Below are 17,642 nucleotides of genomic sequence, written 5' to 3'. Positions count from 1 at the left end.
AATTTATAGAAATATAACAAAACTGTGCGGTAATATTGATTAAATAAACATTTTTTCATAATTTCTTAACTCAGAAATTCAAAAATGTGCCGTAATTATTACGAATTTATTTTTTTAAGGTAATTAAAATTGCTTTTTTAAAAATATACCCCTCTCAAAATTGCGCTTATCCAAAAAATTATACTTCGTTAAACAAAATAGCCCCCTAATTTTTAGGACTAAAAAAATAAATCTATATTTGACCCAACGAAAAAAAACAAAAAAATTAATTTATATTATTATGGCTAAAATTAAGTTAGAGTACATTTGGTTAGATGGATATGAACCAACTCAAAATCTTAGAAGTAAAACTAAAGTTGAAGAGCATGACAACTTCAAAGGAACATTAGAGGAACTTGGAAACTGGTCATTTGATGGATCATCTACAAGACAAGCTGAAGGAGGTTCTTCTGACTGTTTGTTAGTTCCAGTTGCAATTTATCCTGACCCAACTCGTATCAATGGATGGTTGGTAATGTGTGAAGTTATGTATGCTGATGGAACTCCACACCCTTCTAACGGTAGAGCTACAATTGATGATGATAATGATGATTTTTGGTTTGGATTCGAACAAGAGTATTTCATTATGGATACTAAAACTTTATTGCCATTAGGTTTCCCTGTTGGAGGTTATCCTGCTCCACAAGGTATGTACTACTGCTCTGTAGGTGGAAAAAACACTCACGGAAGAAAATTAGTAGAAGAGCATGCTGATTTATGTATCGCTGCTGGAATCAACTTTGAAGGTATTAACCAAGAGGTTGCCTGCGGACAATGGGAATTCCAATTATTCGCTAAAGGTGCTAAAAAAGCTGGAGACGAAATCTGGGTTGCTCGTTACCTATTAGATCGTTTGACTGAAAAATATGGTTACTATATTGAATACCACCCAAAACCTCTAGGAGACACAGACTGGAATGGTTCTGGAATGCACGCTAACTTCTCTAACAGTGTTTTAAGAACATGTGGAGATCAAGCAACTTACGAAAGAATCTGCGAAGCTTTCCGTCCTGTTACTGCTGAGCACATCGCTGTTTACGGAGCTTACAACGACCAACGTTTAACTGGTAAGCACGAAACTGCTTCTATCCACGATTTCTCTTATGGAGTTTCAGACAGAGGATGTTCTATCAGAATTCCTTTGATGACTGTTCAAAAAGGATGGAAAGGATGGTTGGAAGACAGAAGACCAGCTTCAAACGGAGATCCATACAAAATTGCTGCTAGAATTATCAAAACTGTTAACTCAGCGTTATAATTCTAAACTTACAATATATTCTAAAAAAGCCGGCATAATTGCCGGCTTTTTTTTACGTTGCCTTTATCATTCTGAGAAACGAGTATCATGCTAGAGAATCTACAAAGATTGGCGATTCATTGCGCAGAGTTACTCATATGATTCTCATTCCTCAAAATGACAAAACTAAAACCAAAAATTAATATATTTAATATCCAGACAGACAAAATCACCTTCGAAAACATCATAACTTTATAATAATTAACATTTTACAAATAACAAACATTACTTAATTTTAAGATTAAAATTAATTTTTAAGTTAAATTTCAAAACTTATCTTTGTAGATCAATTAAAAAAAATTATCATGATAGTCTGGACTCTCTTTTTACTTGCTGTAGTTTTTATTCTTGCCTTAGACCTAGGTGTCTTCAACAAAACACCACATATTATTAGTACTAAAGAAGCCAGCAAATGGACCTTAATATGGGTTACTTTATCCTTCCTTTTTTCTGGAGTAATTTATTGGCTGTATACAACAGATTATATTGCCAATCCCGATGGTTTAAAACCTGCAGTAGCTTCTATGAAGTTTATTACTGGTTACCTAATAGAACTTTCATTAAGCGTAGACAACATCTTTGTGATCGCTATAATCTTTGCTTCTTTTAAAATTCCGCAAAAATATCAGCACCGCGTTTTATTCTGGGGAATCCTAGGAGCGATTGTTTTCCGTGGATTAATGATTTTCTTCGGGGTCATGTTAATCAATAAATTTACCTGGACAACTTATGTATTTGGAATCTTCCTAATATTTACTGCTGTAAAAATGCTGTTTTCTGGTGAAGAAGAAGATTTTCACCCAAAAGATTCTTTTGTTTACAAAACATTGGGAAAAATTATTCCGATTACTTCACATATGGAGCATGAGAAATTTTTCGTTTTAACCGAAACAGGCAAAAAAGCCGCTACTCCACTTTTTGTTGCTTTGATTGTAATTGAAGTTATGGATGTTCTTTTTGCTGTAGACAGCGTTCCTGCTATTTTAGCTATTACATCTGATCCGTTTTTAGTATTCAGTTCAAATATATTTGCGATTTTAGGATTACGTTCTATGTATTTCTTCTTAGCTAACATGCTGGCGAAATTTAGCTATTTAGAATATAGTTTAGTTGCTATTTTAGCATTTGTGGGATTAAAAATGTTATTACATGATTTCTTCCACGTTCCAGAATGGGCTTCTTTAGGATTTATTGCTTTATCGCTTTTAGTTGGTATTTTGGTTTCTCTAAAGTTCGGAGAAGAAAAAGTTTTAAATGATTCGTCAAGTGAAGAATAGTTATTCTTGAAACATATATTCATAAAAAAAAAGGAAATCTTACGATTTCCTTTTTTTTGTTTAAAACATTAAGAGCTAATTATAATTTTATCTTTTTAATATTACTGTCATCAATATTGAATCTTTTGATAACCTCATTGTAATTTGAATAATCTGGCTTATTAACAGACTTACCTGTAGTTACATACCCAGGAATTATTACAATTCTAAATATTTGATTTAATCTAAAAGAATCAACAACCCCTCCTAAATTATTTCCAACCATATAAATGCTAACATCATTTTTTGTAAAATCATAATCGAATCCAAAATCCAATGTTCCATCAGCTAAAAAATAATTTTCTGGTGCCAACCTCCACACATCATTTCCATTATCAACTCCTACTAATCTGTAAACCAAAACCATATCGGAATCAAAAATCGCAGGATTTAATCCTATTATAGGATTATAATTATTTGCACTAGTGAAATTAACATTGCTAACTTCATAAACTTCACTAATTGTATCGTTATCAACATCATCATCGTTATTTGAACAACTCGAAAACGCCATTAGTCCCACTACAGCGAATAAGGTAAGTATCTTTTTCATAATTTTATTTTTTTAAGGATTATACTATAAAGGTATTCCAAAAATTAAACCAAAAAAAGTAATTCGGCTTATTTTCGGTCAAAAAAACCTTTATTTTTTTGCAGTTACTTGATTTTTAAGCAATATTTTATTGAAAAATAATACATGGTATGGTAATGAGTTTTCCCAATAATCCCAAGTATGTGCTCCTGGGCGCTCTGTATAATCATGATCAACTTTATTATAAACCAATCTTCTATGAAGTTCTCTGTTTGGTTCAATTAAAAAATCATCTACACCACAATCTATAATTAGTGGTAATTTGTTAGCTTTTAATTTATCAGCCATTCTTAAAACAGAGTTTTGTTCATACAATTCTGTACTACCGCTTTTATCTCCAAAAACAGGCTGCATTAATTTGACTACTTGAGCAGATGAATCTCTGTTTAACATTACACTCATATCTACCGCTCCGCTCATACTTCCCGCTGCACAAAATAAATCAGGATGCCTTCCAGATAAATACAAAGCGCCATGTCCGCCCATAGAAAGACCTGTTATTACTCTTCCGTTTCTATTACTAATTGTTCGGTAGGTTTTATCTACTTTTTGAATAACTTCTTGAGTAATGAATGTCTCAAACTGACTTTCTTTATTTACTGGACTGTCCAAATAAAAGCTAAACGTTTCTCCTTCAGGCATTACAATAATCATATTGTATTGATCTGCCAGATTGTGGACTAATTTTTTATTTGGTGTGTTTTTAAGCCAGTCACTAAAATGTCCGTAAGCTCCGTGTAACAAATACATAACTGGAAAAGCGGCTTTGCTTTTCGAATACGAATTGGGTAAAACGACCGCAGCTTTATAGGTTTTCCCCATAGCTGTGCTGGCAACTTGTAACGTATCTACTTTTGCTGCATATGTCATGGTGGTCATGCAAAGCAAAAATGCAGATAATAGCATTTTAAATTTCTTCATTTTGATATATTTTTTCTGATTAGGGTTTGTAAATATACCTTTTTTCAGAATAAAACATATGAAAAATCCGACTAGGTGTTTTTTTTTATTTGCCGCGAATTTCACAAATTAGCACGAATTATTTTGCCACAGATTAAAGGATTTTCACAGATTAATCTGCTTGATCTGCTGAATCTGCGGGAAAAATTTACTCTCAAAGATTTAGCAGATTATATAGATAAAAAAAATCATTTTAATCTGTGAAATCTGTGGCAAAAAAAAATCCGATTGAAATCATCAATCGGATTTATTTATTTTATTTATTCTTGCTATTAATGGTAAATCAGAAACTAGCTAATTATAATCTTATGTTCGTGACGGTATTGCGACGCGCTTTTACCCGTGTATTGTTTAAACGATTTACTGAAGTGGCTGAAATTATTAAAACCGCTTTCGTAGCAAACTTCGTTAATACTCATTGGCTGTTCTGCCAAAAGTTTAGAAGCATGAACCAGACGATATTCATTCACAAATTCAGTAAATGTTTTATTGGAGATCTTTTTAAAATAACGACAGAAAGAAGGTGTAGTCATACTCACCAAACTAGAAACTTCGTCTATTGAAATAGATTCCTGAAAATGATCTTTCACAAAATTAAAAACCACATTAATACGGTCGTTATCCTGAGTTTGCAATTCTAATGAAAATCCGTCAGCATTTAAAATGGTATAATCCTCAGCCGATTCTAATTCGTCCAAAACACTCAAAAGCGTGATCAAACGTTGAAACGGAGGTTCATTCTCCATCATTTCAATTTTCTTTCCTATTCTTTTTTTTGTTTCACCGCCAAAAGCGATTCCGCCTTTCGCCTGATTCAAAATATTCTGCACTTTTTTCATTTCAGGAGCAACAAAAAAGTCACTTCCTAAAAATTCAGGTTTTATATGAATTACAGTTTCATTTGTATTACCTGTATTCTCATTTGTAAAACCACAATGGGGCAAATTGGCTCCTATTAAAAGTAAACTACCATTCGTATAATAAGAAACATGGCTTCCTATTTGTCTTTTTCCAGCCCCGCCGTTAATATAAACCAACTCAATCTCTGGATGATAATGCCATAAATGAGCTTTGCTATTGGTCTTTTCGGCGTGTTTAGTGTAGGTAAAAGAACTTCCGTATGAGTTAGTTATCACTTCAAGAGCTGGGGCAATTGTCTTCATGATAATTTCTTTAAAAAATAATAGCAAATTTAACAAAAACACCTAAAATAATTTAAATTTTAACCTATAACGGTTTCGTAAATGCGAATTTTACATCAAAATCACATTTTTTATACTGAGAAATTAATACCAAAACTGCCTTTTTTTTCAGGTCTCATTTTTTTTCTCGGTATTTTTTTCAATAATCTTATTTAAAACGGCATTTAATGTAAATATATCAATTTTTGTAAGAAATATAGAAATTTTAAGAAGTATTTAATTTTTACAAAACTTTGAAAAATAACAACCAAATTAACAGAAACATAACATTAAACTCAAATTTTAACCTATAACGGTTTCGTAAATGAGAATATAGCACATAAATTGGAAAATATAGTTGTTAAAATAACATACATGCTGCTATAACTTTGCCTCAGAGAAATGAACTAAAAATTTAAATACCACAGAATATGAAAAAGATTATGAAATTAAGTTTAGTATGTGCAGTGCTTTTAACTGGAATGAGTACTTATGCAATTGATGGAAATGAAGCTCTAAATCTTCATGTATTAAAAGGAAATGGCAAGGTAATTGCTTTTGGTATTAACCAACTTCAGAAAGCAGTTATTAGTATATATGATACAAACGGTAACTTAATCTATACTGAAAACGCTTCTGGTAAAGATGGTATTTTGAGAACTTTCAGCTTAGAAGAATTTCCACAAGGAAAATACATTTTAGAAGTTGCTGATACTTTCAAAAAAGTAAAATACGATATTACTGTAAATGCAAATAGTTCTGTTTTGTCTTCAAAAGGAACTACTTCAAATAACTAAGAAAATATTAAGGTTAAGTGCATACTTCACAGCACTTAAAAGTTTTATACTCTAATACAGTATAAAAAGTGAGGTTAGATAGTTAGTAAGTTAAAAACTTTCAAAAGTTTTAAAAACAGCTCTTTGTGGTTACTGAGCTGTTTTTTTTTGCTCTTTACTTTCGGGTCGCATAGTTTTTTAACCGCAAAGAGCGCTAAGATTTACACAAAGTTCGCAAAGTTTTATTTTACAAAGCTTTGCGAATTTTGCGTTTTTATGACTAGCTATAAAAAATCTGTGGTCGCTTAACTGTTAACCTTTATTGTTCAATTCCTACAATTATTAAAGAAATCTTTAATTCAATGTAAACTAAAAATCATCAAAAACGTTGAAAAATAACAACTGAATTAACGAAAACGATAAAAATAATTCAAATTTTAACCTATAACGGTTTCGTAAATGAGAATACAGCATAGAAATAGGAAAATATAGTTGTGATTTTTTACTTACAACTGAAGTAATTTAGCATCAGAGAATTAGAACTATTAATTTTAAAACTAAATACTATGAAAAAGATTGTTAGATTGAGTTTAGTAGCTGCATTGCTTTTCACAGGAATTAGCACATATGCAATTGATGGAACAGCGGAGTTTAATCTTCACGTATTAAAAGCTAATGGAAAATTAATCACTTTCGGTCTTAATCAGACTCAGAAAGCTAATTTATCTATTTATGATAAAGATGGATCTCTTATATATTCTGAAAGCGCTTCAGGTAAAGATGGAATCTTGAGAACTTTCAGCTTAGAAGAATTCCCAGAAGGAACTTATTTCTTAGAAGTGGAAGACAATATGAAAAAATCAAAATACGAAATTAAAGTAACTGATAATGTTTCTGTGTTATCTCAAAATGCAGTTTCTTCAGTTTATAAACCAGGTTTCGAAAAAAATACAAGTGTGGCGACACGCTAAAAAAGTTTATACTCTCATAAAGTATAAAAGTGAGGTTAGATAGTTAGTAAAGTTTAAAAACTTTTAAAGTTTTAAAAACAGCTCTTTGTGGTTATAGAGCTGTTTTTTTTTTATCACAAAGTTTTTTACCGCAAAGCTCGCAAAGATTTACGCAAAGTTCGCAAAGTTTTTTTTCACAAAGCTTTGCGAACTTTTTCGTTTTATAAACCTCTTGTATAATAATTTTTAGCGCCCTTTGCGTAAATCTTTGCGAGCTTTGCGTTTAAACACACTATTCTATATGTAAATAAATTCTTAGCTCTTTGTAAACTTAAAATCAAGCAAAACTTTGAATAAAAATAACCGAATTAACAAAAACGTTAAAAATAATTCAAGTTTTAACCTATAACGGTTTCGTAAATGAGAATATAGCATAGAAATTGGAAAACACAGTTGCGCTTTTTTATCTATTTCGTAAGTAATTTAGCATCAGAGAATTAGAACTATTAATTTAAAAACTAAGTACCATGAAAAAGATTGCAAAATTGAGTTTAGTAGCAGCGTTGCTATTCACAGGAATAAGCACTTACGCAATTGACGGAAATGGAGAATTTAATCTTCACGTATTAAAAGCTAATGGAAAACTGATCACTTTCGCACTTAACAAAGTACAGAAAGCCAATTTAGCTATTTATGACAAAGATGGGACACTTATTTATTCTGAAACAGCTTCAGGTAAAGAAGGAATCTTAAGAACTTTCAGCCTAGAAGAATTTCCAGAGGGAACTTATTTCTTAGAAGTTGAAGACAACGTAAAAAAAGCAAAATACGAAATTACAATAACTGAAAATGCAGCTTTATCAAGAACTGCGATTTCTTCTGTTTACAAAGCAGGTTTTGCTAAAAACACAAGCGTTGCAACACGTTAATATTTTATATTTTTTACAGGTATAAAATAAGGTTAGAAAAAATTAGAATATTTTATTGTTGAAGAAGAAAAACAGCTCGCGGTTGGTTACGGAGCTGTTTTTTTTGCGTTAAAATATAAATGTAATTTTCACACTAATTTCTTTCTGAAAAAATATTCTTATTAATTCAAATGTTTGATTTTCAAGCATTAAAAAAAAACATAAAAAAAGTAATCCGCGAGCCCAGTAATTACGTACATAGTTCAAACAAAACACAGATCTGATTACAATTCAGCAACTTAAGCATCGAAAAATGCTAAAATTTTGCTAAAAATTAAATTTGTATTTGTAGTTTTACGCGTTCCACATTTAGTAATTAACAATTAAAAAAAACATGACAAAATTTACCAAAGCCGGTTTAGTTGCTGCCTTTTTTTTAGCGACTGTGTTTACCTATGCCATTGATGGGAAAGGTGATTTTATTTTAAACATCAAAACAGGAAACGGAAAAGTAGTTAGCTTTACTTTAGACACTGTTGAGAATTCATCTTTCTCGATCTACGACGAGAATCACAATTTACTTTATGCAGGAGACGCTGCAGCAAATAAATTGGAAGTTTCAAAAACAATTAGTTTAGAAAGTTTTCCAGCAGGAACTTATGTTCTAGAAGTGAAAGCAAACGACAAAGTTGCGAAACACGAAATTAAAGTTGCTACAAAAAAGGTAAAAGCAGTGAAACTAGACGAATCTGCTAATCATAGCCCAGGATTCCGCCGTTAATCACTCTTTTTGCCCAAAAAGTTAAAAAGCATCAGTCATTGGCTGGTGCTTTTTTTATGAATAAATATTTAAGAAGATTATTTATTTTTTAATAGTTTCTCTAAATATTCGATTTTATTTTGTTCCGCTTTCAGCAAACGTTCGTAAAGCTTTTTATTCTCTTCGACAGTTTCCATTAATTTATCTAATGGATTGAAAGTGCAATTATTATTATTCCCAAAGTGACTATTATGAACAGCATCATTAAAACTATTAAAATAATTAATTGCTGCTTCGTCTGAAAAATTCTTAATGGCCTCAACCGTTACACCAAGTGCTTTTGCCACCTCAACAAGTCTTTCTTCTTCTATCGTTTCGCTGTTTTCCATAGCCGAAATTGCTTGTTGGTTTGTTCCTAACGCCTGCGCCAAAGCTTCTTGTTTCATATCTCGCAGTTCACGAATACGGCTTATTTTTCGCCCTATATGATTTGGTTTTGTTAGTGTGCTCATAATTCAAAGATAATAATAAAGTGTCAAAATTGGTAAAATGTAAAAAACAGATTTTACGCCGTGCGATACAGCAAAAAATGATTTCGTACAGCAAAATCTATTTCTTCCTTCGCCGAATCAAACAAAAGTACAATTTTTCTTATACAAATTTTATAAAAGCCAAATTGTAGACCAATTAAAATATACGCCTTATGGAAAACAATGCAACTGAAACTTTACAAAAGCTACAAAAATTAACCGCTCAGTATTTTACAACGCTAAAACCAACCAATGAAGCCAATTCTTATACCGCACAATTTAAAGTAGTAAATTATTTAGAACTCGGCTGTCTTATTACCGATTTACTGAAATTGTGTATTCTGGCACTTGATAATGACATGCATAATTTTTCTAAGAAAGATAAAAGTGCGACTATTAATGTGAGTCTGATTTTGGAAACGATTCTGCATATGTTTCCTATGGATGAAATGGAGTTTTTGGGGTGTGTTGGGGAGATTGTTGATTGATTTTTATTTGCAAAACGAGGTGAAAGTTCTAATGCTAAAAAATCTCGCAATCCCCATAGTTATCGGGAGCTAAGTCGCAAAGTTTTTACGCAATCTTGTCATTTCGACGGAGGAGAAATCTTCGCAAGTAACTCCACAAAGATTGGCGACATTCTGTACGTAGCTACTTGAGAGGATTTCTCCTACGTCAAAATGACAAATTGAAGAGGAAAAATTTTGGGTTTATGAGCTGGATATTCATGCTGCTTTAATTTCAACACTCTTTTTTTAATTTAGATCTCTTTATCTGATCAGCAATATCACTAATTCTTTTCGATTGTACTGAAAGTAAAATAACAAATATCAAAATACCACCCAGATAGAGTGAAATGCCATTAACACCATATTCTTTGTAAAATAATTCTCCTGGCGAAGAATAATTTGTAAAATAGAAAACAACTTCTCCCCAAATAAATACAAATAGAAAGTATGCTAAAAATTGTATTTTTTTTGATATTTTAATAAGCCTATTTATTTCGTCCATAGCAAATATTATAATTCTTTTGAAAAGATTTTTTTTCGATCAAATTATTCTCCTAAAAGTTCTCGAAACTTAAATTCAATTTGTTTTTTTAATGGATAAATTATCTCAGGGATTTTTTTATAAACCATATAGGCTTCTTGCAATATTTTTGCTTCGCTTTTTGGATAGCGCAGTTTTAAATCGTAGGTATCAAATATTTTAGATGAATTAGAAACATAGTTTAGTATTAATTCTTCCATTTCTGCAGAAAAATAAATAGCATTATGATTAAAATATCTTATAAATTTATTGTGTGCTTCTTTATATCTTAAACTAAATTCTTTTTCACTCTCTTCAAAAGTTTTTCCCTCCGGAGTATATTTAATAGGGGAAGTATAATCTTGTAGTAACGCTAAATTTTCATTTAGAAGTTGATGAGTTTTTGCTAAAACTTTAAGCCGAATTTCGTGTAATTTAGTAAATTTGAAACTCTCTTTTGATTTAATGTAGTTTAGCTCAGATTGGAATTGCGAAATTTCTTTTGAATGCTCTTTTTTAATTGCTTCAACTTCTTTTGCGTTTTCTTTTTTTACTTGTTCGAGCTTATTGTCAAATGCACTTTTAATACTTGCTTTAACTCTTTCAGTTAGATACAATGTAAATAATGCAGGTATTCCAATAAATCCAATTATTTGATAAAGATAATCTTGATAATTCATTTAGTAATTAATTTAATGTTTCATTCTCCTAAAAGTTCACGAAATTTATTTTTTATTTCAAATTGAATTGGCTCTATTAATTCTCGAACTTTTTCATATGCAGTTCCATCCGAAATGTAGACTTTAGTATTACAAAAAGTTCCTTCTCTACCTAGATACTCTTTTTGAAAATGCTGATTAGAAATCTCTAATGAAGAAGCCAAATATTTTTCTAACAATTCTTCTATTTCATCATTGAAATAAATTTTATTAAAACTATAATACTCATGAAATTTATTATGAGCGTCATGATAATCACTAGATTGTTTATGATTAATTTCTTCAGCCGTTTCATTATTAAGGCCACTTTTCAATGGAGCTACATAAAGTCTTAACTTAATCAAAACATCAGTTAAATATTTATAAGTTTCTGCCATCACTTCAAATCGCTTTTCATGAAGTTTAGTAAACTTAAAACTTTCTTTTGATTTCAAATAATTAAGTTCAGATTGGAATTGAGAAAGTTCTTTTGAATGTTCTTTTTTCAATTCTTCTAGTCGCTTGTTGAAAGAATTTTGCACACTAGCTTTCACCCTCTCATTCAGCCAAAGCGCAATCAATGTTGGAACCAAACCAGTAATAAATACTATTAAAATATCCATCTGTTTTTTGATTTAAATATAGTATTTTTCTTTAAATCATTAATAACTTAAATTTTCTCTTTATAAAACAAAAAAACCTCTCAAAAAAATCTTGAGAGGATTTTCCATATCATTAAAAATTAAAAAAAATTACATATTCCTTCTATACTGCCCACCAACCTCAAACAACGCCGAAGTAATCTGACCTAAAGAACAAACCTTTGTAGCTTCCATTAAATGATCGAATAAGTTTTCGTTTTTAATAGCGGCTTGCTGTAACGTATTTAAATGCTCGTTTACTTTTGCTTCGTGGAATTGATGTAAGTTATCCAGCATCGTAATCTGATATTGTTTTTCTTCTTCGGTTGCACGAATAACTTCTGCCGGAATTACTGTTGGCGAACCTTTTGAACTCAAGAAAGTATTTACACCCACAATTGGGAAATCTCCGTTGTGTTTTAAGGTTTCGTAATACAAACTTTCTTCCTGAATTTTAGAACGTTGGTACATCGTTTCCATTGCGCCTAGAACTCCGCCTCTTTCTGTAATTCTGTCGAATTCTTGTAGAACGGCAGCTTCCACTAAATCGGTTAATTCTTCAATGATGAACGAACCTTGAATTGGGTTTTCGTTTTTCGCCAAACCTAATTCTTTATTAATAATCAGCTGAATTGCCATGGCACGACGTACAGATTCTTCTGTTGGTGTTGTAATCGCTTCGTCGTAAGCATTGGTGTGCAATGAATTACAGTTGTCGTAAATGGCGTATAAAGCCTGTAAAGTTGTTCTAATATCATTAAAATCAATTTCCTGTGCGTGTAACGAACGTCCAGAAGTTTGAATATGATATTTCAGCATTTGTGCTCTTTCGTTGGCTCCGTATTTGTTTTTCATGGCTTTTGCCCAAATTTTACGTGCCACACGACCAATTACAGAATATTCCGGATCTACTCCGTTGGAGAAGAAGAATGATAAATTTGGTCCAAAATCATTGATGTTCATGCCACGGCTCAAATAATATTCCACGTAAGTGAAACCATTTGAAAGCGTGAAAGCCAATTGCGTAATCGGGTTTGCTCCCGCCTCTGCAATATGATATCCTGAAATCGAAACCGAATAGAAATTACGAACGTTTTTAGTAATAAAATATTCCTGAACGTCACCCATTAATCGCAGCGCAAATTCTGTTGAGAAAATACAAGTGTTTTGCGCCTGATCTTCTTTTAAAATATCGGCTTGAACCGTTCCACGAACTTGCGATAAAGTTTTGGCTTTTATTTCGTTATAAACTTCCAAAGGTAAAACCTGATCTCCCGTAACGCCCAAAAGCATTAATCCTAAACCATTGTTTCCTTCTGGTAGATCGCCTTGGTATTTTGGTCTTTCGATTCCTTTGTCTTTATATATTTTGTTGATTTTAGCTTCAACTTCTTTTTCTAATTCGTTGGCCTTGATGTACAATTCGCATTGCTGATCGATTGCGGCATTCATAAAGAAACCTAACAGCATAGGTGCTGGTCCGTTGATGGTCATACTTACCGAAGTTAAAGCATGAACCAAATCAAAACCTGAATATAGTTTTTTGGCATCATCCAAACAGCAGATTGAAACTCCTGCATTTCCTATTTTTCCATAAATATCTGGACGTAAATCTGGATCATTTCCGTATAACGTAACGCTGTCAAAAGCAGTCGAAAGACGTTTTGCAGGCATTCCCGCACTCACATAATGAAAACGTTTATTGGTTCTTTCTGGTCCGCCCTCGCCCGCAAACATTCTCGACGGGTCTTCGCCTTCACGTTTAAACGGATATAATCCCGAAGCAAACGGAAATTCACCAGGAACATTTTCCTGTAAATTCCAACGCAGAATATCGCCCCAGCCTTCGTATTTCGGCAAAGCAATTTTCGGAATCTGTAAATGCGATAAACTTTCAGAATGCGTGGCAATCTTGATTTCTTTATCACGAACTTTAAAACTATAAACTGGATTTTTGTATTTAGCTACTTTTTCGTCCCAACTCAGGATAATTTCCCAATTGTAAGGATCTAAGTCCATTTTTACTTTATCGAATTGATTCAGTAAAAGATTTAAAAAGATTCTATTTTCGTCGTGTTCTTGAAATCCTGCAGTTAAAACAGTCGAATCGTCAATTCCTGCTTTTGTGATCTGCGGCACTTTCCCAGAAACCGATTCGATGGTTTTGAAAATTCCGTATAATTTCTGAGCTACTTTTTGCTGCGAAAGTGCGATTTCATCATAACTTCTGTTATTCTCTGCAATTTCAGATAAATAACGTGTTCTTCCCGGCGGAATCACGAAGATCTTCTCGCTCATTTCTTTGGTGATTTCAAAAGTCGATTTCAAATCAGAATCGGTTTTCTCCACCACTTTATCCATAATCGCTTTGTAAAGCGTGTTCATTCCTGGATCGTTAAACTGAGAAGCGATTGTTCCGAAAACCGGCATTTCATCAGGATTTTTATCCCAAAGATTATGGTTTCTTTGATATTGTTTTTTTACATCTCGCAAAGCATCAAGCGCGCCGCGTTTATCAAATTTGTTTAAAGCTACTAAATCGGCAAAATCAAGCATGTCGATTTTTTCCAATTGTGTTGCGGCTCCAAATTCTGGTGTCATTACATATAAGGATACATCAGAATAATCCATAATTTCAGTATCAGACTGACCAATACCCGAAGTTTCCAAAATAATCAAATCGTATTTTGCGGCTTTCAAAACCTGAATCGCCTCGGCTACATATTTAGACAAAGCCAAATTCGACTGGCGAGTTGCCAGCGAACGCATATAAACACGAGGATTATTTATAGCATTCATACGGATTCTGTCTCCTAAAAGTGCTCCTCCAGTTTTTCTCTTAGAAGGGTCGACAGAAATTAATCCGATTGTTTTTTCTGGAAAATCAATTAAAAAACGGCGAACCAGTTCATCAACCAAAGATGATTTTCCTGCTCCACCAGTTCCTGTGATTCCTAAAACTGGAATTTTAGAACTCGCATTGCTTTCGTGAATTTTATCAAAAACAGGTTTTGCAATTTCTGGGAAATTTTCTGCAGCAGAAATCAAACGTGCGATGGCTGTAGGAACTTTATTTTCGATGTGATCTACTTCCCCATTCAATTGATCTCCGATAGGAAAATCAGAACGTTCAACCAAGTCATTAATCATTCCCTGCAAACCTAAAGAACGTCCGTCGTCTGGAGAATAAATTCTAGTAATACCATATTCATGCAATTCGGCAATTTCGCTTGGCAGAATTACACCGCCGCCGCCGCCGAATATTTTGATATGCCCCGCTCCTTTTTCATGCAGCAGATCATACATATATTTAAAGTATTCATTGTGCCCGCCTTGGTAAGATGTCATAGCAATAGCATTGGCATCTTCCTGAATGGCGGTATTTACCACTTCTTCAACGCTTCTGTCGTGGCCAAGGTGAATTACTTCAACTCCTGTTGACTGAATAATACGACGCATAATGTTTATAGCGGCATCATGTCCGTCGAAAAGTGAAGCAGCAGTGACAATTCTTACTTTATTTTTAGGAATATATGGTATTTGTTGTTCCATTTTATGAATATGATAATTTTATGAGGGCAATTTACAAAATATTTTAATATTCGATCCCTACTATAAGCTTATCTTAACAAAAATAAATCGATTTCGCAATCCAAAAGGGTAACATTTTACGTAACTAATTGATATAGTTAAAGAAAGCTTAAAGACATGGCAATTTCGCAACATTTAAACAAAATCAGGAAACATGTTACAAGACGTTCTAGAGTAATTTAGCATTGTAGAAAAGCCCCAAATTTTTACCAAACAACTTAACATAAAAAGTAATAACGTAAAAATTTAAAAAATGAAAACATATTATTCATTCGCCGTAATTTTAGGTTTGAGTTTCTTTATATCTTCTTTTAATAGAATTGAAAAAAACACTCTTTCAGATAAAAAAACATCAAACGCTTTGGTTGTTTACAACAATGATGATGTAAACGATAAAGTTTCCAATGACTTCTTTAAAAGATATTCTGATTTGAAAAAATACAAATCTGATGTAATGTCATTGTACAAAAACAGAACTCTAGGAACTATTTGGTTTGACGAAGATGATATCAACGAATTTGGAACTGTTTTGTATGAAAAAGCAAAAAAAACAAATGATTTAGTTATTCCTTACCAAAAAGAAATTGATCAACTTTTTGACCGATCATCTGAAACAAAGCTATCTAAAACAGATGCCGATATGCTTTTAAGTTCCTTATATGTATTGTATACTAAAAAAAGTAATGCAGACAAGAAAAAATTGTCTTATGACGCAATGTTGAAAGATTTCTTAAACTACAGTACTATCGAAGAAGCTACTGCTTCAACAACAACAGAAGACGTTAAAGTAGAATATGACCAATATTATAAATTACAAGACGTTCTAAAAAAATACAAAAGATTAGAACGATCAAATAAATGGAAACCAATTGTTCCAGAAGAAACACCTTATAAAGAGTTACGTCCAGATGCTGTTTCGAGCACTATCGCTCAAGTTAGAACCCGTTTGTATTTATTAGGAGATTTAAAAAGTGATTCTAAAAGCAACGTGTACGATCGTGAATTAATGGATGCTGTGATGAAATACAAAGTTCGTAACGGATTTAAACCTAACTATATTCTTGCAGAAGAGCATATTAATGAAATGAATATTCCGCTGTCTGACAGAGTGGAGACTTTGAAATTAAACATGGAAAGATGCCGAGCTATTGCTGCTCAAATTGCCGCAAGCGATGAATATGTTTTAGTAAATGTTCCTTCTTTTGAATTGGTTTATGTTAAAAATGGAAAAGTAGAATTGACTTCCAGTGTGTTTGTTGGAGCACCTTTAACTAAAACAACTATTTTTAATGGAGAAATTGACAGAATCGTTTTTAGCCCGTATTGGACAGTTCCTCAAAGTATTGTACAAAACGAATTGAAATCTAAAATTGCTGCAGATCCTAATTATCTTGCAGAAAAAAATATGGAAATGGTAAATGGCCAGGTGAGACAAAAACCAGGACCAGATAACTCTTTAGGGTTAGTGAAATTTATGTTTCCAAACCAAGACGATATTTACATGCACGATACGCCATCTAAAACTTTATTCGATTTTGAAAAAAGAACTTTCAGCCACGGTTGTATAAATGTAAAAATGGCAAAAGAATTGGCTGTTGCAATGCTTAAAGATTATCCAGAATGGACACCTGCAAAAATTGATAAAGCTATGGCTGGAAAAACAGAAAATAGTTTTAAATTGACTAAAAAAGTACCCATTTACATTACCTATTTTACTTCATTAGTAAATGAAAATGGTGAAATTGGTTTCTTCCAGGATGTTTATGAAAAAGACAAAGAGTTAACTGGCGAAAATGCTGTTGTAGCTCAATAATATAAATTCTATTAAATTTTAGAGAGAAGTTATCATTTTTTGATAGTTTCTCTCTTTTTTAGTCTTTTTTAGTAACCAAAAAAAAACTTAAGTTATTACTATTAAAGCTTTTAGAGGCAATTTACTTCTATAGACTTCACGAATTTTGCCCTGTAATTATACCACTAATTTTATAATACTTAAAACTAATTATTATGAAAACAAATAATATCGAAGGTCTAACAATGTTTGAGATAAATGTATTAGTGCAGCAAGGCGGAAGATTTGTGATTTTTCCTAATACTATTTCAAAACTGATGAAAAAATTTAAAGGCTCAAATATTTATTTTGTTCGCCCAGAAGAAAAAACTTTTAAATATGCCTTAAAACATTTCTTTAAAAATTTAGCCTTAGGCTGGAAAGCTTTCCCGTGGGGGCCAGTTTATGTCATTAAATCTTTTTATTTCTTAATTAAAGGAGGAAAAGATTATACCCAAATCATTCTGGCAGAATTGAATAAAAATAATCCAGTTTACAATCCTGAGTTTACTATTTAATAAATACGCTCACTTTAATATTGTC

Annotated in this window: 17 protein-coding genes; 9 read left to right on the top strand and 8 right to left on the bottom strand. The window is 32.1% G+C overall.

Annotated features, from left to right (window positions below; genetic code table 11):
* Positions 1–280: 280 nt before the first annotated feature.
* A complete protein-coding gene (locus QE431_RS06180; protein WP_057118926.1) occupies positions 281–1,297 on the top strand; it encodes a glutamine synthetase beta-grasp domain-containing protein in 1,017 nt (338 codons plus the stop codon).
* A gap of 344 nt (positions 1,298–1,641) precedes the next feature.
* Entirely contained in the window at positions 1,642–2,613 is a 972-nt protein-coding gene (locus QE431_RS06175; RefSeq protein WP_057118928.1) for a TerC family protein, read from the top strand.
* Positions 2,614–2,692: 79 nt separating this feature from the next.
* On the opposite strand, the gene QE431_RS06170 is transcribed toward QE431_RS06175, so the two are convergent.
* The 3 genes from QE431_RS06170 to QE431_RS06160 form a co-directional block, all read right to left on the bottom strand.
* Complete coding sequence (locus QE431_RS06170; RefSeq protein ID WP_307293857.1) at positions 2,693–3,205, bottom strand: hypothetical protein; 513 nt, start codon at positions 3,203–3,205, stop codon at positions 2,693–2,695.
* Between the two features lie 90 nt (positions 3,206–3,295).
* The gene (locus QE431_RS06165) at positions 3,296–4,165 is read right to left on the bottom strand and encodes an alpha/beta hydrolase family protein (protein ID WP_057118933.1); all 870 of its coding nucleotides are present in this window, start codon (positions 4,163–4,165) and stop codon (positions 3,296–3,298) included.
* Positions 4,166–4,494: 329 nt separating this feature from the next.
* The gene (locus QE431_RS06160) at positions 4,495–5,367 is read right to left on the bottom strand and encodes an AraC family transcriptional regulator (RefSeq protein ID WP_057118937.1); all 873 of its coding nucleotides are present in this window, start codon (positions 5,365–5,367) and stop codon (positions 4,495–4,497) included.
* Between the two features lie 449 nt (positions 5,368–5,816).
* Here QE431_RS06160 and QE431_RS06155 point away from each other — a divergent pair, with 449 nt between their 5' ends.
* The 4 genes from QE431_RS06155 (at position 5,817) to QE431_RS06140 (ending at position 8,800) form a co-directional block, all read left to right on the top strand.
* The gene (locus QE431_RS06155) at positions 5,817–6,182 is read left to right on the top strand and encodes a T9SS type A sorting domain-containing protein (protein WP_134140784.1); all 366 of its coding nucleotides are present in this window, start codon (positions 5,817–5,819) and stop codon (positions 6,180–6,182) included.
* A 545-nt stretch (positions 6,183–6,727) separates the two neighbouring features.
* A complete protein-coding gene (locus tag QE431_RS06150; protein ID WP_307293849.1) occupies positions 6,728–7,132 on the top strand; it encodes a T9SS type A sorting domain-containing protein in 405 nt (134 codons plus the stop codon).
* A 506-nt stretch (positions 7,133–7,638) separates the two neighbouring features.
* Positions 7,639–8,040: a T9SS type A sorting domain-containing protein gene (locus QE431_RS06145; protein WP_281867861.1), complete on the top strand. Its 402-nt coding sequence runs from the start codon at positions 7,639–7,641 to the stop codon at positions 8,038–8,040.
* Between the two features lie 373 nt (positions 8,041–8,413).
* Entirely contained in the window at positions 8,414–8,800 is a 387-nt protein-coding gene (locus QE431_RS06140; RefSeq protein ID WP_307293840.1) for a secretion protein, read from the top strand.
* Between the two features lie 77 nt (positions 8,801–8,877).
* On the opposite strand, the gene QE431_RS06135 is transcribed toward QE431_RS06140, so the two are convergent.
* Positions 8,878–9,291: a helix-turn-helix domain-containing protein gene (locus QE431_RS06135; RefSeq protein ID WP_307293838.1), complete on the bottom strand. Its 414-nt coding sequence runs from the start codon at positions 9,289–9,291 to the stop codon at positions 8,878–8,880.
* Between the two features lie 191 nt (positions 9,292–9,482).
* On the opposite strand from QE431_RS06135, the gene QE431_RS06130 reads away from it, so the two are divergent.
* On the top strand, positions 9,483–9,797 hold the full coding sequence (locus QE431_RS06130) for a hypothetical protein (RefSeq protein WP_307293836.1): 315 nt from the start codon (positions 9,483–9,485) through the stop codon (positions 9,795–9,797).
* A gap of 253 nt (positions 9,798–10,050) precedes the next feature.
* Here QE431_RS06130 and QE431_RS06125 read toward each other — a convergent pair whose 3' ends face one another.
* The 4 genes from QE431_RS06125 to QE431_RS06110 all read right to left on the bottom strand — a co-directional run bounded on the left by QE431_RS06125 (position 10,051) and on the right by QE431_RS06110 (position 15,229).
* Positions 10,051–10,320, bottom strand: coding sequence for a hypothetical protein (locus tag QE431_RS06125; RefSeq protein ID WP_057118952.1), 270 nt, complete (start codon positions 10,318–10,320; stop codon positions 10,051–10,053).
* A gap of 44 nt (positions 10,321–10,364) precedes the next feature.
* Positions 10,365–11,018, bottom strand: a complete 654-nt coding sequence (locus tag QE431_RS06120) for a hypothetical protein (RefSeq protein WP_057118953.1) — start codon at positions 11,016–11,018, stop codon at positions 10,365–10,367.
* A gap of 20 nt (positions 11,019–11,038) precedes the next feature.
* Positions 11,039–11,659, bottom strand: a complete 621-nt coding sequence (locus tag QE431_RS06115; RefSeq protein WP_307293832.1) for a hypothetical protein — start codon at positions 11,657–11,659, stop codon at positions 11,039–11,041.
* Between the two features lie 129 nt (positions 11,660–11,788).
* Positions 11,789–15,229, bottom strand: coding sequence for a methylmalonyl-CoA mutase family protein (locus tag QE431_RS06110; protein WP_307293828.1), 3,441 nt, complete (start codon positions 15,227–15,229; stop codon positions 11,789–11,791).
* Positions 15,230–15,521: 292 nt separating this feature from the next.
* Here QE431_RS06110 and QE431_RS06105 point away from each other — a divergent pair, with 292 nt between their 5' ends.
* On the top strand, positions 15,522–17,081 hold the full coding sequence (locus tag QE431_RS06105) for a murein L,D-transpeptidase (protein WP_307293825.1): 1,560 nt from the start codon (positions 15,522–15,524) through the stop codon (positions 17,079–17,081).
* 194 nt (positions 17,082–17,275) lie between these two features.
* Positions 17,276–17,617, top strand: coding sequence for a hypothetical protein (locus tag QE431_RS06100; protein ID WP_307293822.1), 342 nt, complete (start codon positions 17,276–17,278; stop codon positions 17,615–17,617).
* Positions 17,618–17,642: the final 25 nt, after the last annotated feature.

The organism is Flavobacterium sp. SORGH_AS_0622, from assembly GCF_030818825.1.
Taxonomy (GTDB): Bacteria; Bacteroidota; Bacteroidia; order Flavobacteriales; family Flavobacteriaceae; genus Flavobacterium.
This window is presented reverse-complemented; position numbering and strand designations above follow the sequence as displayed.

Excerpts from the sequence above, each read along its gene's own strand:
- QE431_RS06155 (WP_134140784.1), top strand. The coding sequence starts at position 5,817 with ATGAAAAAGATTATGAAATTAAGTTTAGTATGTGCAGTGCTTTTAACT.
- QE431_RS06120 (WP_057118953.1), bottom strand. The coding sequence starts at position 11,018 with ATGAATTATCAAGATTATCTTTATCAAATAATTGGATTTATTGGAATA.
- QE431_RS06105 (WP_307293825.1), top strand. The coding sequence starts at position 15,522 with ATGAAAACATATTATTCATTCGCCGTAATTTTAGGTTTGAGTTTCTTT.
- QE431_RS06100 (WP_307293822.1), top strand. The coding sequence starts at position 17,276 with ATGAAAACAAATAATATCGAAGGTCTAACAATGTTTGAGATAAATGTA.
- QE431_RS06110 (WP_307293828.1), bottom strand. The coding sequence starts at position 15,229 with ATGGAACAACAAATACCATATATTCCTAAAAATAAAGTAAGAATTGTC.
- QE431_RS06140 (WP_307293840.1), top strand. The coding sequence starts at position 8,414 with ATGACAAAATTTACCAAAGCCGGTTTAGTTGCTGCCTTTTTTTTAGCG.
- QE431_RS06130 (WP_307293836.1), top strand. The coding sequence starts at position 9,483 with ATGGAAAACAATGCAACTGAAACTTTACAAAAGCTACAAAAATTAACC.
- QE431_RS06165 (WP_057118933.1), bottom strand. The coding sequence starts at position 4,165 with ATGAAGAAATTTAAAATGCTATTATCTGCATTTTTGCTTTGCATGACC.
- QE431_RS06160 (WP_057118937.1), bottom strand. The coding sequence starts at position 5,367 with ATGAAGACAATTGCCCCAGCTCTTGAAGTGATAACTAACTCATACGGA.
- QE431_RS06175 (WP_057118928.1), top strand. The coding sequence starts at position 1,642 with ATGATAGTCTGGACTCTCTTTTTACTTGCTGTAGTTTTTATTCTTGCC.
- QE431_RS06135 (WP_307293838.1), bottom strand. The coding sequence starts at position 9,291 with ATGAGCACACTAACAAAACCAAATCATATAGGGCGAAAAATAAGCCGT.
- QE431_RS06150 (WP_307293849.1), top strand. The coding sequence starts at position 6,728 with ATGAAAAAGATTGTTAGATTGAGTTTAGTAGCTGCATTGCTTTTCACA.
- QE431_RS06115 (WP_307293832.1), bottom strand. The coding sequence starts at position 11,659 with ATGGATATTTTAATAGTATTTATTACTGGTTTGGTTCCAACATTGATT.
- QE431_RS06125 (WP_057118952.1), bottom strand. The coding sequence starts at position 10,320 with ATGGACGAAATAAATAGGCTTATTAAAATATCAAAAAAAATACAATTT.
- QE431_RS06145 (WP_281867861.1), top strand. The coding sequence starts at position 7,639 with ATGAAAAAGATTGCAAAATTGAGTTTAGTAGCAGCGTTGCTATTCACA.
- QE431_RS06180 (WP_057118926.1), top strand. The coding sequence starts at position 281 with ATGGCTAAAATTAAGTTAGAGTACATTTGGTTAGATGGATATGAACCA.
- QE431_RS06170 (WP_307293857.1), bottom strand. The coding sequence starts at position 3,205 with ATGAAAAAGATACTTACCTTATTCGCTGTAGTGGGACTAATGGCGTTT.